The sequence below is a fragment of the Mucilaginibacter sp. GW821-FHT07H05 genome (assembly GCF_059418485.1).
Window position 1 is genome coordinate 362,719 of record NZ_JBWKPY010000006.1, and the last position, 14,038, is coordinate 376,756.

Consider the following 14,038-nt stretch of genomic DNA (forward strand, 5'->3'; position numbering starts at 1 on the left):
ATGTTGCAGGAAACCCTACGCCATCTTTTTAACCGCGACCTTAACAGGCTAAAAACAGAAATCGGATTATATACCGATGAACGATCTATCTGGATGATCGACGGACAGATCGCTAATTCAGCCGGGAACCTTTGCCTGCATTTAATAGGCAATCTTAATACCTATATCGGTGCCCAACTTGGCGGGACGGGTTATGTGCGGCACCGGGACCTGGAGTTTTCTCAGAAAGATATCCCTATCGAAAACCTGATCGATAGGATAGAAGAAACGATTAGCATAGTAGATACCACGTTAAGCCAGTTAAGCGATGAACAACTGGCGGCCGAATATCCTGTGCTGGCTTTTGAAAGCAAAACATCCACCGAATTTTTTTTAATTCATTTAGCAACGCATTTGACCTACCATTTAGGGCAAATAAATTATCATCGAAGACTATTAACCAGATGAAACTGACACTTGGCTTTTCGCCCTGCCCAAACGATACGTTTATATTTGACGCCCTTATCCATCATAAAATTGATACCGAAGGGTTAGATTTTGAGGTGTTTTACGAGGATGTGGAAACCCTTAACCAAAAAGCTTTCCGCGGCGAACTGGATGTAACCAAACTTAGCTACCATGCCTTTGCTTATGTAGCCGATAAATATATTTTGTTAGATAGTGGCAGCGCCCTGGGCTTTGGCGTTGGCCCGCTTTTAATTTCGAAACGTGAAATTTCAATTGCGGAATTGGAAGGTAATTCTATCTCAAATCTCACATCTCCTGTCTCAAATCTAAAAATAGGGATCCCCGGGAAATATACCACGGCTAACTTTTTATTAGGCCTGGCTTTTCCTAAAGCTACCCATAAGGAGATCCTGGTATTCTCGGATATCGAAAATGCCGTGCTGGACGGACGCGTGGATATCGGCCTTATCATCCACGAAAACCGCTTTACCTACCAGGATAAAGGCCTGAAAAAGATCATTGACCTGGGCGATTACTGGGAGAAACAAACCGGCTGCGCTATTCCCCTTGGCGGGATAGTAGCTAACCGCAATTTGCCTTTTGATATACAGCACAAGCTGAACCGGGTATTGCGCCGGTCGGTAGAGTTTGCTTTTGCCAACCCAAAATCGGGACTGGAGTTTATCCGCAGCCATGCGCAGGAAATGAGCGAGGAGGTGATGTATAAGCATATCGAATTATACGTAAACCAATACTCGGTTGATTTAGGCGCCGAAGGGCGTAAGGCCATTCAACTATTGTTTGATACCGCGCTGGAAAAAGGAATTATACCGCCCATAGGGCAGGAACTATTCCTGACGGCAGGGCAAATCTCCGGGTAAGCATATTAGCCCATGAACAGACAGATTCACCAGACGTTCCTATGGAACGAAAGAAATTGCCTGTTTGCTATGCTACCAACCAGGCGTTCCTACGGAACGCGTTGTATTGCTCATCCCGTAGGGATGTTTGGTTGGTAGAAAATAAAGAAAAACCGTTACGTTCCATCGGAACGTTTGGTGGAAATCTCCACCTGTCTATTGATAGGCTATTACTCGGTTAAGCGATATCCGGTGCCCCTTCTGTTAAGCCGGATGCAGTTCCAGCAGTACCGGGCAATGGTCCGAGTGCCGGGCCTCGGATAGGATGGCTACCCGTTTAATGCGTGGTTCCAGTTCGGTGCTGGCCATGGTATAATCAATACGCCAGCCCAAATTCTTAGCGCGCGAATTGGCGCGGAAACTCCACCAGGTATAGTTATGCGGTTCCTTATTCAGGTGGCGGAACGTATCGATAAAACCCGACTCTACAAAGTTTTCCATCCACTCGCGTTCTTCGGGCAAAAAGCCCGACGAGTTAGCGTTTGATTTTGGATTATGGATATCAATAGGACGGTGGCAGATGTTATAATCGCCGCATATAATTAAATTAGGATGCTCTACTTTTAGCAGGGTAAGGTATTTACCAAACTCATCTAAAAAGCGGTATTTAAATACCTGGCGCTCATCGCCGCTGGAACCGGATGGGAAATAAACGCTCATCACCGATACATCGTCAAAATCTACCCGGATATTGCGCCCTTCGCGGTCAAAATCGGCAATGCCGCAACCGTATTCGATATGGTTAGGCGTGCGTTTAGTCAGGATAGCTGTACCGCTGTATCCCTTTTTTTCGGCCGGGAACCAATAATGCTGGTAGCCCAATTGCTCAACCAGGTGCAGGTCGGTCAGCACATCCGGCGTAGCCTTTATTTCCTGCAAACAAACCACATCGGCATCGGTAGCCTGCAGCCAGCCCAGCCAGTTCTTGCTCATGGCCGAGCGGATGCCATTTACGTTATATGTTATAATTTTCATACCCCCTAACCCCCTAAAGGGGGAACTTTTTCTTTAATTGCTGTTAAATCTAACTAATTTCCTCATTTGCACATCTGCATACTTGCACATCTGCATACTTGCACATCTGCACATATACTCCCCCTTTAGGGGGTCGGGGGGTTAAGCAGCTTATCCAACTGCTTGCACTCGCCCTTGCTTAGTACCTCCACGGTCATGGGTACATCTTCCAGCGGGCGGTCTTTCGCGTCCTTTTTAACGGCGGCAATCCGGTCAACCATATCAATGCCGGATACTACCTCGCCATATACGGTATAGCTGTGATCTAACTGCGCCGTGCCGCCAACCGACCGGTACCATTCGCGCTGCCATTCGGGTACTTTAAAACCCTTTAAACGGCCCTGTTCCAGCTTGTCCAGGTCTTCATCGGTATAGCGTTTGCCCTCTACAATATAAAACTGGCTCGCGCTGGATTCCTTCGCCGGGTTATTGTCTCTTGCCGCCGCCAGTACACCCCGTTTATGGAACAGGCTGTCTTTAATCTCGGCTGGTACTTTATATTTCAGGTCGCCCTCGCCCAGCGCTTCCCCGGGCTTGGCGTTTTTAGAATCGGGGTCGCCGCCCTGTATCATAAAGTTTTGAATAATGCGGTGAAACAGTGTGCCATTGTAAAAGCCCTGTTTAGCCAGCTTAATGAAATTATCGCGGTGTTTTGGCGTTTCATTATACAGGCGGATAATGCATTGCCCGTAACTGGTTTTAATGCGTACATACTGGTTTTTTGGCGGCCCTGCAAAAGCAGTTGCCGTAATTAAAAACAGCGTGAAACAAAGGATGGTAAATTTCTGCATCATTGGTTAAAATGAAGATTAAAATTATTTTAATTATTGAGCAACAAAGGGTTGCATTTACAAAATCTATTACTAAATTTATAGTTCACAAATTCCTGATCTTATGAAAATTAAACAATTATTATTATTGCTGCCGCTGGCATCGGGTGTTGCCGGTTTTGCACAAACTGCCGATCATTTAACCGTTTCGCCGGCCGTCGCACATCCGGGCGAAACGCTTAGCATCACATACAACCCTGCGGGCACCAAATTAGAAAAACAAACCGAAATTAAAGGCGTGGTATACCTTTTTAATAAAAAACGGGTGGTGCGCGCCCAGGATATAGCATTGACCAAAGAAGCCGGGATTTGGAAAGCCAAGATATCCATACCCGACACCGTGGTTTTAGCAGGATTAAAATTCAGCAGTAATAAACTATCAGATAATAACGATGGCAAGGGCTATCTGATAGGTATGAAAGATGCCGCCGGCAAGCCAGTACAGGGCGAGCAAATGATTGAAGGTATGATAGCGCATTATTTTGGCAACAATATGATGGGGTTAAAATCAGACCTGAAACTGGCGCAGCAGCTGTATGAAAAAGAATTTGCCGTATACCCCGAAAGTATAAAGGGTATGCAGAATATGTATTACAGCTTATTGATGCAAAATAAAGATGTAGCCAAAGCAGCCATTGAAAAACAAAAGATACTGGCAGCTTTTGCACAAAAGGATGCTACGGAAGCGGACTTGTCCTTATTAGCCAATGCGTTTTATAACAGTAATAAGCCCCTGTCCGATTCGCTTTCTAAAGCCATAGTGGCCCGTTTCCCTAAAGGTAATTTGGCCGTAAATCAGGCAAGTACGCCCTTTTTTAAAGAAACCGATCCTGATAAAAAAGCTGCATTGTATAACGAGTTGAAAAGCAATTTTAGCCCGGCCAAACCCGTTAACGACAATTTGCTGATGAACCTTGCATCGGCTTATGGCGCCAAAAAGGATTATGCCGCCTTTAACAAGTACACCGCCATGGTTCAGGACAGGCGTAACCTGGCCTCGTTATATAACAGCATTGCATGGCCTCTGGCCGAAAAAGGCGAGAACCTGGATGTGGCCGCCGGTCTGTCGAAGCAATCGTTAGATATTGTAGAGAGCTATAAAACTAACCCGCCGGCGTACTATACGACATATCCTGAATCGCAACGGACCGAAATGATCAATTCAAACTATGCCATGTTTGCCGATACTTACGGCCTGATCTTATACAAACAAGGTAAGGTTGCCGATGCATTGGCCTATCAGCAAAAAGCGGTAGACTATCAAAAAGGCTCATCGCCCGATGTAAACGAACGCCTGATCACCTTTTTAGCCGCCAATGGCAAGTCTAAAGAAGCTATGCAAAAAGCCGAAGAGTTTATCAAAGCCGGGAAATCAACCGGTAAAATGAAGGAAGATGTAAAAGCTTTATATGTAAAAGCAAAAGGCAGCGATAAGGATTACGCTACCTATATGGCCGGGTTGGAAGCTGTTGCCTACGCCAAGGCTAAAGCCGAGGTGCTGGAGCAAATGATCAATCTGAAGGCCCAGGGTTTCTCGTTAAAAGATACCAAAGGTGCCGAAGTATCGCTGGCATCGTTAAAAGGCAAAGTGGTTATTGTTGATTTTTGGGCTACCTGGTGCGGGCCTTGCAAGGCATCGTTCCCGGCTATGCAAAAAATGGTGACCAAGTATAAGGATAACCCTAACGTTCAGTTTATTTTTGTGGATACCTGGGAAACCGACCCTAAAAAGGAGGAACTGGTGACCAAGTTTATTGCCGATAATAAATACGATTTCCATGTATTGTATGATACTGAAACCAAGGACGCTAAAGGTAAATACGATGTAGTAAGCCAGTTTGGTGTAGATGGTATCCCAACTAAATTTGTAGTAGATAAAAATGGCAACATCCGCTTTAAAAGTGTAGGCTGGAGCGGCAGCGATGACGCCCTGATCACCGAGCTTTCTATTATGATCGATCTCGCATCAAACCCGCCAACGGTTACCGCAAGTGTTAGAGAGTAATAATTAACCAACTTGTCATTGCGAGGAGCGATAGCGACGTGGCAATCCCATTGGCAGGTCCTCGTTGCTTGTCCTATGGGATTGCCGCGCTATCGCTCGCAATGACAAGTAGTGTAATATAATAACAAAAACGGCCCCAATCGGGGCCGTTTTTGTTATTGATAAATCTCGTCAAAGTAATTGATCACCAATGATTTCATGGTCATCTCCTGCTCCAGCAGGGTGTAGTTGGGGATGGGTTTCACCAGTTTCCAGTGCGGCCAGCCGTCCTGATCTAAGCCTTCCAGTTCGTAAAAGCCCATCATGCTAAACAGCTTGCAGGTAGCAATATGCATCAGCTCTTCCTTTTGGCGCTTGTTGAATTTTTGAGGCCCCTGGCCCAGTTCCTGCACGCCAATTAAAAACAGCATTACTTTAATATCGGGAATATCAGAATCAAATTCAGTAGCTATGCGCTCCTGCAGTTCTTTCCATTTTATATTGATCTCGGCGGGTTTCATGGCTCAAATATACATTGTTTAAGGTGGAATGTAGGTAAGTGGATTGTCATTGCGAGGAGCCAGTTCTGGATTGTGCGCTGGGGCGATGTGGCAATCTCGTAGCTTGATTTGCGCACTACGAGATTATTAATATTATAATTGTTTTTTCAAGGCATTAATGAGCCCCCGTTGGTCGGTTGTCCACGCTACGCTCGCAATGACAAAATCCATAAATAAAAAAGCCGCGTTAAGCGGCTTTTTTATTTCATATTCCCCCTTCAGGGGGTAGGGGGTAATTATTCCTCCACTACCTCGCTGTTCAAATTGCTTTCTTCTACTTTCTCGTGCTTAAAATAGCGTTTTTGCCATATCAGGATCAGGATAACGCCTACCGATATGGAGGCATCAGCAAAGTTAAATACCGGCTGGAAAAACTCGAAGTACTGCCCATGCCAAAATGGGAACCACGATGGGTAAGTACCGCGGATTAGTGGAAAGTAGAACATATCAACCACCCGTCCCTGGAAAATAGGGGCGTAGTGATAGATGACCCCGTAAAAGGTTGAATCGATAATATTACCAACAGCGCCGGCAAATATCAGGGCAACATTCAGGATCAAGCCACGGTGATATTTATGCTGGATCAAATAAACCACGCCGTAGCCAATAGCGGCAACAGCAGCAATGCGGAAAATGGTTAATGCCAGCTTACCGGCTATCCCGCCAATTTCCCAGCCAAAGGCCATGCCGTTATTTTCGGTATAGTGCAGCATGCCGCGGCTACCCAGCAGATGGATCTCCTCGCCAATAAACATGTGTTTACGTACCCAGATCTTGATAACCTGGTCGATAATAATAATGATAGCAGCTATTAAGAAAGGTTTTGTATACGCAGCCTTCATTTAGTATTGCTTCATTTTAGCTTCCATGCTTAGCGTGGTATGCGGCACGGCACGCAGGCGTTCCTTTTGTATCAGTTTACCCGTTTCGCGGCAAATGCCGTAGGTTTTATTTTGGATACGTACCAGGGCGGCCTCTAACTGCTCAATAAATTTCTTTTGGCGGGCAGCCAGTTGGTTAATTGATTCTTTCTCCAGCGTAGCCGAACCGTCTTCCAGGGTTTTATAAGTACCGGCAGTGTCGTCGGTCCCGTTAGCGTTAGGGCTGCTTAATGATGAAGCCAGATTGTTCAGCTCTTCTTTAGCTATACGCAATTTTTCCAGCAGCAGGTCTTTAAATTCTTGTAGCTCACTATCAGAATACCTGGTTTTTTCGTTCTCTTGTTTCATTATACTTTTTTTATAGCAATAATAATTTCATTCCCGTCAATCTCGGCTTTTTCGCCTTCAATTAACTCATTGTCAAACAATATCGTATCGGCTAAAATTTCGGCGCAAATATAGGATAAATTATTGTTCACCGCGTCGCGTAGAAACTCTGCCTTACCTAATCTTACATTTATCCTGTCGGTTACCTCAAACCCGCTCGATTTTCGCAGGTTTTGTACCCTGTTGATCAACTCCCTCGACATCCCCTCCTCTTTTAATGCGTTGGATATGGTAACATCTAAAGCCACGGTTAGTTTGCCTAAATTTGCAACCTGCCAGCCCGGCACATCCTCGGCAATGATCTCTACATCGGATAAAAGGATCTCAAATTTCGAATTGCCAATTTCGAAAGTGAAAGCCCCCTGTGCTTCAAACGTTGCTAAGTCGTCCTGGCCCATGTTGTTAATTACCTCTGCCACAGCCTTCATGTCCTTGCCTACCTTTGCACCAAGTGCTTTAAAGTTTGGTTTTATCTTCTTTTTAATAAAGCCGGCGGCATCGGTAATATACTCTATATCTTTAATATTAGTCTCGGATAATATTAATTCTTTTACCTGCTCAACCTGGCGTTTAAAGTTTTTATCTAAAATAGGCAGTAATATTTTGCTCAGCGGCTGGCGTACGTTTATCCCTACTTTTTTACGCAGCGATAACACAAGCGATGAGATCTGCTGTGCCATTTGCATACGTTCTTCCAAAGCTTCGTTCACCAGATCGGTATGGTAAGCCGGGAAATCGGCCAGGTGCACCGACTCAAAACTTTCTTTTTGGGTGATGCTGTTTAAATCGGTATATAAACGCTCGGCAAAAAACGGCGCTATGGGCGACATCAGCTTGGCGATTGTTACTAAACAAGTATATAACGTTTGATAAGCCGATAACTTATCCGCATCGCTATCCGAACGCCAGAAACGGCGGCGACTTAAGCGCACGTACCAGTTGCTCAGGTGTTCGTCCACAAACTCCTGGATGCTGCGGGCAGCCTTGGTCGGCTCAAAATCGGCATAGAAAGCATCCACCTCTTTACTTAAAGTATTGAGCAGGGAGATGATCCACTGGTCAATTTCGGGGCGGTTGGCTATGGCAATCTCGGCTTCGCTGTAATCAAATTTATCGATATTGGCATACAGCGCGAAGAACGAGTAGGTGTTATAAAGCGTACCGAAGAATTTGCGGCGCACCTCATCCAATCCCTCTATGTTAAACTTCAGGTTATCCCATGGCGACGCGTTGCTGATCATATACCAGCGGGCGGCATCGGCACCGTACTTTTCAATGGTTTCGAAAGGCTCGGCGGCGTTACCTAAACGCTTGGACATTTTGTTGCCGTTTTTATCCAGCACCAGTCCGTTTGATACCACATTTTTAAAGGCTACCCCGGGGTTGCCAACTAAGCTGTTAACGGCTTTTACCTCGTCACTGGCTTCGCTTAGCATTACGGCTATAGCATGTAGGGTAAAGAACCAGCCACGGGTTTGATCCACACCTTCGGCAATAAAATCGGCCGGGTAGGCATCAGCAAATTGCTCTTTATTTTCAAAAGGGAAGTGCCATTGCGCGTAAGGCATGGCGCCGCTGTCAAACCAAACGTCAATCAGGTCGGGTTCGCGCAGCATGGCTTTGCCGTTTGATGAGGTCAGGATCACATCATCAACGTAAGGGCGGTGCATATCAATCAGTTCAAAGGCCTGGGGCATTAAGCCCGCGGCTTTAGATATGGCAATTTCACGCTCTAACTCTTCAATCGAGCCGATGCATTTTTCTTCACTGCCCTCCAACTCGCGCCATATCGGCAGCGGGGTACCCCAGTAGCGCGAACGCGACAGGTTCCAGTCCACCAAATTTTCCAGCCAGTTACCAAAGCGGCCGGTACCGGTCGATTCGGGTTTCCAGTTAATGGTTTTGTTCAGCTCGACTAACTTATCTTTAACAGCAGTAGTTTTAATGAACCAGCTATCCAGCGGATAGTATAAAATAGGCTCATCCGTACGCCACGAGTGCGGGTAACTGTGCTCGTATTTCTTAACGTCGAAGGCTTTGTTATCCGTCTTTAGTTTGATCGAGATCAGCACATCGGTTGGTTTAAAACCGGGCGCTTCGCGTTCTTCCTTGCTGTAATATTCTTCTTTAACGTACAGGCCGGCATAGTCGGTCACCTCATCAACAAACTTACCTTGTTTGTTCACCAGCGGTACTTCCTTGCCTGTTTCGTCCAGCACCATTACCGATGGTACATCGTTTTCCTTACAGGCCCTAAAGTCGTCCGCACCGAACACCGATGCGGTGTGTACAATGCCGGTACCATCCTCGGTGGTCACAAAATCGGCAGGGATCACACGGAATGCTTTTGCTTCCAGCTCGGCATTGGTAACGTATGGCATGAGCTGGTGATAGCGTAAACCTAACAGGGCCTTGCCCTTAAATTCGGCTTTTACCACCCATGGGATAACTTTATCGCCATCCTTATAATCGGCAAACGAAGCGTTCTCGCCTTCGGCCTTAAAGTATTTTGGTACCAGCACCTTAGCTAACACTACACTTACCGGTTGATAAGTATAAGGGTTAAAAGTACTGATCTTCACATAATCGATATTTTCGCCAACGGCCAGGGCGCAGTTTGATGGCAGGGTCCATGGAGTAGTCGTCCAGGCCAGGATCACGGTATCTTCGTCCGCTTTTTCAAACAACGTCGGCATTAAAGCATGCTGCTGGTCGTTCTTTAAATGGAACTGGGCTACAATCGTAGTGTCCTTCACCATTTTATAAGTACCCGGCTGGTTCAGCTCGTGCGAACTTAAGCCCGTGCCCGATTTGGGCGAGTAGGGCTGCACGGTATAACCTTTGTACAGCCAGCCTTTATTATATAGTTCCTTCAGGATCCACCAAAGGCTTTCAATGTATTCGTTTTTGTAGGTGATGTATGGGTTTTCCAGATCGACCCAGTAACCCATCTTTTCGGTCAGGTCGTTCCAAACATCGGTATAGCGCATTACCTCCTTACGGCAGGCTTCGTTATAATCCTCTATCGAGATCTTTTTACCGATATCGTCCTTAGTAATGCCCAGCGATTTTTCAACCGCCAGCTCAATAGGCAGGCCGTGCGTATCCCAGCCGCCTTTGCGTTTTACCTGGTAGCCTTTTAAAGTTTTATAACGGCAAAAAATATCCTTAATGGCGCGGGCCATCACGTGGTGAATGCCCGGCATCCCGTTGGCAGAGGGCGGCCCTTCATAAAAAGTGTATGGGTTGGTGGCCGGCCTGCTGCTGATGCTTTTTGCGAAGATGTTGTTCTGCTGCCAGAATTCCAGTACATCTTTCCCCGTTTGCGATAAGTTTAATTGCTTATATTCCTTGTACATCAGTGTATTCGCCTCAAAATTTGAGGTGCAAAAATACGGATTATAACTTAAAATAATTATATTGCAGTATGATAAATCAAATCAAAACCCCTGTGATTATGATATCTGCAGGCATCCTACTCATTTTGGCGGCATCAATGATCCCGCTAATTCAAAACAACCGTTGGGATAATTGGCTATTAAACGGTGCCCGGGTATTAGGGGCTATAACTGTTTTAATATTTTTTGTTGCTGCCATACAGCGCGCCAAAGCCCCAAAAGTGTAAGCTTTTACCTATAATTGCAGCATGATAAATCCTATAAAACGCGCCATCATCGCTTCGGGGGCAGTTGTATTGATCATCATGGTTGCTTACTTTATCCCGGCGGTAAAAGGCAGCAAATTAGCCGACTTTTTAAAAGGCGGGGCCGTAGGGGCGGTTTCGGTGGCTATTTTAATGGTGGTTATTGCTATTGCGCAACGCCCAAAGGTTTCAAAATTATGAATGATAAAGTTAAGCGCACATTGGTTTTACTGGCCGTTGCCGCCGCGTTGTTTACCATATCCGAAATGTATACCACTACCTGGATGCCCTGGGTACGCGGCGCATCCGCCGGACTTGCCCTTGGCGGCATTGTAGGGGTGATCTTGATCTTTGCGGAGGCTTTGAAAGGGAAGAGGTAATCATTCGTTCTGTATTCCATTAGGCTTGGTAAACCAGTTATGAAAGTCAGTGGATGTTACTTTCTTTTTTCGCAAAAAAGAAAGTAACCAAAGAAAAAAACCGCGGCTTGGTTATCTTCTTCGAACAGGTAGTGCTTTGGCAGGGACAGTGGTACCCGAAGATTCCCGATGCCGCATTTAGGACGGTTATTAAGGGTCCATCACAATAGTATCCACAACTCCGATCGGCTTCGGCCGATTAAAAGGAGCGAAGCTCCGCTTCTTATCGGTTTCGCTTCTCTTCCAGACAGCGGTGCGGCTTCCGGAAAGATCAGGCAAAACGATGCTGGCCTGTGGGTGGAAAGGGAAGCGAATTTGCCTGAAGCGTGGCCATGTGCGAGCGAGAGCAGGGGCAAATTCTTGTGGCCCGTGGTTTTGCATGATGTGGGTAAAGGCCCGTGCGGCAAAGGAAGCATTTCCGCTGTCTTGATTTTTGGTTCTTTTTATCAAGAAAAAGAACAGACTGTCCGGCGGCGATTGAGCCGGGCCACCGTTCATAAAACAGAGCACAACCCTAAAATATCCCCCTGCTTGCACCCCCATCAACTTGTATGGTAGTGCCGCTGATGTAGGCAGCCTGTTCTGATGCCAGGAAGGCTACCAGCGCGGCCAGTTCTTCGGGTTTGCCAATGCGGCCTAAGGGGATGCTTTTGGCTTTTTCCTGCATCACCTTTTCGGGGTCGGCATCTTTGGGGAAGGTATGTTTAATACGGTCGGTGAGGATCAATCCCGGGGCTACATTGTTTACGGTGATGTTATAAGGGCCAAACTCATCGGCCAGCATTTTGGCCATACCTACCACCCCCATGCGCATGCTGGTGCTTAGCACCGATAAGTTCAGTACCGATTTTACCGACCCGCTGATGATATTAATAATACGGCCGCCGCCCGCTTTTTGCATGTGCGGCAATACTTGGCGACTGGCGCGGGCAAAACTCAGCAGGTTCAGGTCGAATGCTTTTTGCCATTGCTCGTCGTTAATGTTTTCAAACTTGTCAAACGGCGGGCCGCCGGCATTGTTCAGCAGGATATCTATGCGGCCATATTTGGCGGCGGCCTGTTCAATAAAAGTGCTCAGCGCGCCGCCGTCCGATACATCAATGGCCATGGCAAAAACCTCGTTCCCGGTTTGCGCGGATATTTCGGCGGCGGTATTGGTTAGCTCCACAATATCGCGCGAACCAATGATCACCCTTGCGCCTTCGGCAGACAGGGCAGTGGCAATGGCCCGCCCCAGGCCTTTACTGGCGGCTAATATCAGGGCTACTTTATTGGTGAGTTTTAAATCCATGCGTTAAAGTTAAATAAACAATAAAAAATAATAACAGAGCGTTTGGCTTTTACGTATAAATCAACTATAGTGCTGTTAGTTTAGTTGGTTTTTTCTTTCAAATTAAAAAAACAGGCATTAACAAAGATAAACCGATTGATAGTATTAAATAGATTTCCGGCACGCGTTGCTTATGAAAAGAATATTTGTCAAATTTGTACTATCTTGACCCTTGATACATTTCACACCTGGAAATACAGCCGATACTATGAAAAGAATACTCATCGTTGATGATGAAGTTAATGTTGGGTTATTACTATCCAAATTTTTAACGCGCAACAATTTTGACGTAACTACCGCTAACAACGGCGCCAACGCTATGGAGCACCTTAAAAACGGGGAGTTTGATCTGGTGCTTTGCGATTTCAGGCTGGAGGATACCGATGGCCGCCAGATGCTCATCAACATTAAAACAAACTATCCAAAAACGGGGGTGATCATTATTACCGGTTATTCGGATATCAAGATGGCGGTAGAACTGATTAAGATGGGGGCTTATGATTATATTACCAAACCGTTGTACCCCGACGAGATCCTGAATACCATTACCAAGGCTATTGAAACCCGCCATGCCCTGCTGGAGGACGAGCCCATTGCTGCATCGGCACCAAAATCAAATAAAAAGCAGGTATTATCAGCCGAGTTTGTAGCCGGTCAATCGCGGGTTTCCAAGGAGTTGCTGCGACAAATAGAGCTGGTTGCCCCCACTAATTACAGTGTGATTATTATGGGCGAAAGCGGCACCGGTAAAGAATCGGTTGCTAAAAGCATCCATTTAAGCAGCCCCCGGCACGATCAGCCTTTTATAGCCATGGACTGCGGCTCGCTGACCAAAGAGCTGGCCCAAAGCGAATTTTTCGGGCACGAAAAAGGCTCGTTCACCGGCGCGCTTTATACCAAAATAGGTCACTTTGAAATGGCCAACGGCGGTACTTTGTTTTTAGATGAAGTAGGTAATTTATCATACGATATACAGGCTGCCCTGCTGCGCACCGTACAGGAACGCAAGGTAAAACGCATAGGCAGCACTAAAGAGATAGACCTGGATGTGCGCATTATTGTAGCCACTAACGAGAACCTGCAGGAGGGGATCCAGAAAGGTCGTTTTCGCGAGGACCTTTTCCACCGCTTTAACGAGTTTGGCATTTATATGCCAGCCCTGCGCGAGCGTGGCGCCGATATTATGCTGCTGGCCAATCACTTTTTAAAAATGGCTAATAACGAGCTGGGCCGTAGTGTAAGCGGCTTTGCTCCCGAGGTAGAAGAATGCTTTTTAAGCTATCGCTGGCCGGGCAATATCCGCGAGTTAAAGAACGTGGTACGCCGCGCCACCCTGTTAACCGAAGGCGATATTGTGCAAATGAAAGCCCTGCCGCTGGAGATATCCATCAACGCTAAGTATACCCCGCCCGAACCGGCCGCTACAAATCACCAAAATGATGTGCCGGCCGCCAAAGAGCCTAAGCACGATTTGAAGAACGCGGCGCTTGAAGCCGAATACGATACCATTTTAAGAGTGCTGCGCGAGGTGAACTTTAACAAAACCAAAGCCGCCGAAATTTTACAGATAGACCGTAAAACACTTTATAATAAAATGAAGGCCATTAATTTAGGCAAGTAATA

At 46.3% G+C, this 14,038-nt stretch carries 15 protein-coding genes; 7 read left to right on the forward strand and 8 right to left on the reverse strand.

All coding sequences use genetic code 11. The annotated features are described in order from the left end of the window. Together AC07M6_RS18065 and AC07M6_RS18070 are read left to right on the forward strand one after the other, a co-directional pair. Positions 1 to 447 (forward strand): DinB family protein, encoded by a 447-nt coding sequence (locus AC07M6_RS18065; protein ID WP_494891817.1) that lies wholly within the window; start codon positions 1 to 3, stop codon positions 445 to 447. Further along, positions 444 to 1,328, forward strand: coding sequence for a menaquinone biosynthesis family protein (locus AC07M6_RS18070; RefSeq protein ID WP_494891819.1), 885 nt, complete (start codon positions 444 to 446; stop codon positions 1,326 to 1,328). Before AC07M6_RS18065 ends, AC07M6_RS18070 begins: the two co-directional genes overlap by 4 nt. A gap of 243 nt (positions 1,329 to 1,571) precedes the next feature. On the opposite strand, the gene AC07M6_RS18075 is transcribed toward AC07M6_RS18070, so the two are convergent. Both AC07M6_RS18075 and AC07M6_RS18080 read right to left on the reverse strand, forming a co-directional pair. Next, positions 1,572 to 2,342: an exodeoxyribonuclease III gene (locus tag AC07M6_RS18075; RefSeq protein WP_494891821.1), complete on the reverse strand. Its 771-nt coding sequence runs from the start codon at positions 2,340 to 2,342 to the stop codon at positions 1,572 to 1,574. 125 nt (positions 2,343 to 2,467) lie between these two features. Beyond that, the gene (locus AC07M6_RS18080; RefSeq protein ID WP_494891975.1) at positions 2,468 to 3,172 is read right to left on the reverse strand and encodes a peptidylprolyl isomerase; all 705 of its coding nucleotides are present in this window, start codon (positions 3,170 to 3,172) and stop codon (positions 2,468 to 2,470) included. A 103-nt stretch (positions 3,173 to 3,275) separates the two neighbouring features. Between AC07M6_RS18080 and AC07M6_RS18085 the strand changes: the two genes are divergently transcribed. Beyond that, positions 3,276 to 5,216, forward strand: a complete 1,941-nt coding sequence (locus AC07M6_RS18085) for a TlpA family protein disulfide reductase (protein WP_494891823.1) — start codon at positions 3,276 to 3,278, stop codon at positions 5,214 to 5,216. 155 nt (positions 5,217 to 5,371) lie between these two features. On the opposite strand, the gene AC07M6_RS18090 is transcribed toward AC07M6_RS18085, so the two are convergent. The 4 genes from AC07M6_RS18090 to ileS all read right to left on the reverse strand — a co-directional run bounded on the left by AC07M6_RS18090 (position 5,372) and on the right by ileS (position 10,382). Then, positions 5,372 to 5,716 (reverse strand): hypothetical protein, encoded by a 345-nt coding sequence (locus tag AC07M6_RS18090; RefSeq protein ID WP_494891825.1) that lies wholly within the window; start codon positions 5,714 to 5,716, stop codon positions 5,372 to 5,374. A 275-nt stretch (positions 5,717 to 5,991) separates the two neighbouring features. Beyond that, the gene (locus tag AC07M6_RS18095; protein WP_494891826.1) at positions 5,992 to 6,597 is read right to left on the reverse strand and encodes a lipoprotein signal peptidase; all 606 of its coding nucleotides are present in this window, start codon (positions 6,595 to 6,597) and stop codon (positions 5,992 to 5,994) included. After that, positions 6,598 to 6,984, reverse strand: a complete 387-nt coding sequence (locus tag AC07M6_RS18100) for a TraR/DksA family transcriptional regulator (protein WP_494891828.1) — start codon at positions 6,982 to 6,984, stop codon at positions 6,598 to 6,600. Then, positions 6,984 to 10,382, reverse strand: a complete 3,399-nt coding sequence (ileS, locus tag AC07M6_RS18105; RefSeq protein WP_494891829.1) for an isoleucine--tRNA ligase — start codon at positions 10,380 to 10,382, stop codon at positions 6,984 to 6,986. The genes AC07M6_RS18100 and ileS overlap by 1 nt, the downstream gene beginning before the upstream one ends. 68 nt (positions 10,383 to 10,450) lie before the next feature. Here ileS and AC07M6_RS18110 point away from each other — a divergent pair, with 68 nt between their 5' ends. From AC07M6_RS18110 to AC07M6_RS18120, 3 genes are read left to right on the forward strand one after another with little or no spacing between them, the layout of a single operon-like run. Further along, the gene (locus AC07M6_RS18110) at positions 10,451 to 10,648 is read left to right on the forward strand and encodes a hypothetical protein (protein WP_494891830.1); all 198 of its coding nucleotides are present in this window, start codon (positions 10,451 to 10,453) and stop codon (positions 10,646 to 10,648) included. A 21-nt stretch (positions 10,649 to 10,669) separates the two neighbouring features. Beyond that, positions 10,670 to 10,867: a hypothetical protein gene (locus AC07M6_RS18115; RefSeq protein WP_494891832.1), complete on the forward strand. Its 198-nt coding sequence runs from the start codon at positions 10,670 to 10,672 to the stop codon at positions 10,865 to 10,867. Further along, a complete protein-coding gene (locus AC07M6_RS18120) occupies positions 10,864 to 11,046 on the forward strand; it encodes a hypothetical protein (protein WP_494891833.1) in 183 nt (60 codons plus the stop codon). The genes AC07M6_RS18115 and AC07M6_RS18120 overlap by 4 nt, the downstream gene beginning before the upstream one ends. 189 nt (positions 11,047 to 11,235) lie before the next feature. Here the strand turns inward: AC07M6_RS18120 and AC07M6_RS18125 are convergent, their stop codons facing one another. Both AC07M6_RS18125 and AC07M6_RS18130 read right to left on the reverse strand, forming a co-directional pair. Beyond that, positions 11,236 to 11,628 (reverse strand): hypothetical protein, encoded by a 393-nt coding sequence (locus AC07M6_RS18125; RefSeq protein ID WP_494891978.1) that lies wholly within the window; start codon positions 11,626 to 11,628, stop codon positions 11,236 to 11,238. Further along, a complete protein-coding gene (locus AC07M6_RS18130) occupies positions 11,600 to 12,376 on the reverse strand; it encodes an SDR family oxidoreductase (protein WP_494891835.1) in 777 nt (258 codons plus the stop codon). The genes AC07M6_RS18125 and AC07M6_RS18130 overlap by 29 nt, the downstream gene beginning before the upstream one ends. A 247-nt stretch (positions 12,377 to 12,623) precedes the next feature. Between AC07M6_RS18130 and AC07M6_RS18135 the strand changes: the two genes are divergently transcribed. Beyond that, on the forward strand, positions 12,624 to 14,036 hold the full coding sequence (locus tag AC07M6_RS18135) for a sigma-54-dependent transcriptional regulator (RefSeq protein WP_494891837.1): 1,413 nt from the start codon (positions 12,624 to 12,626) through the stop codon (positions 14,034 to 14,036). The last annotated feature ends 2 nt before the right edge of the window (positions 14,037 to 14,038 follow it).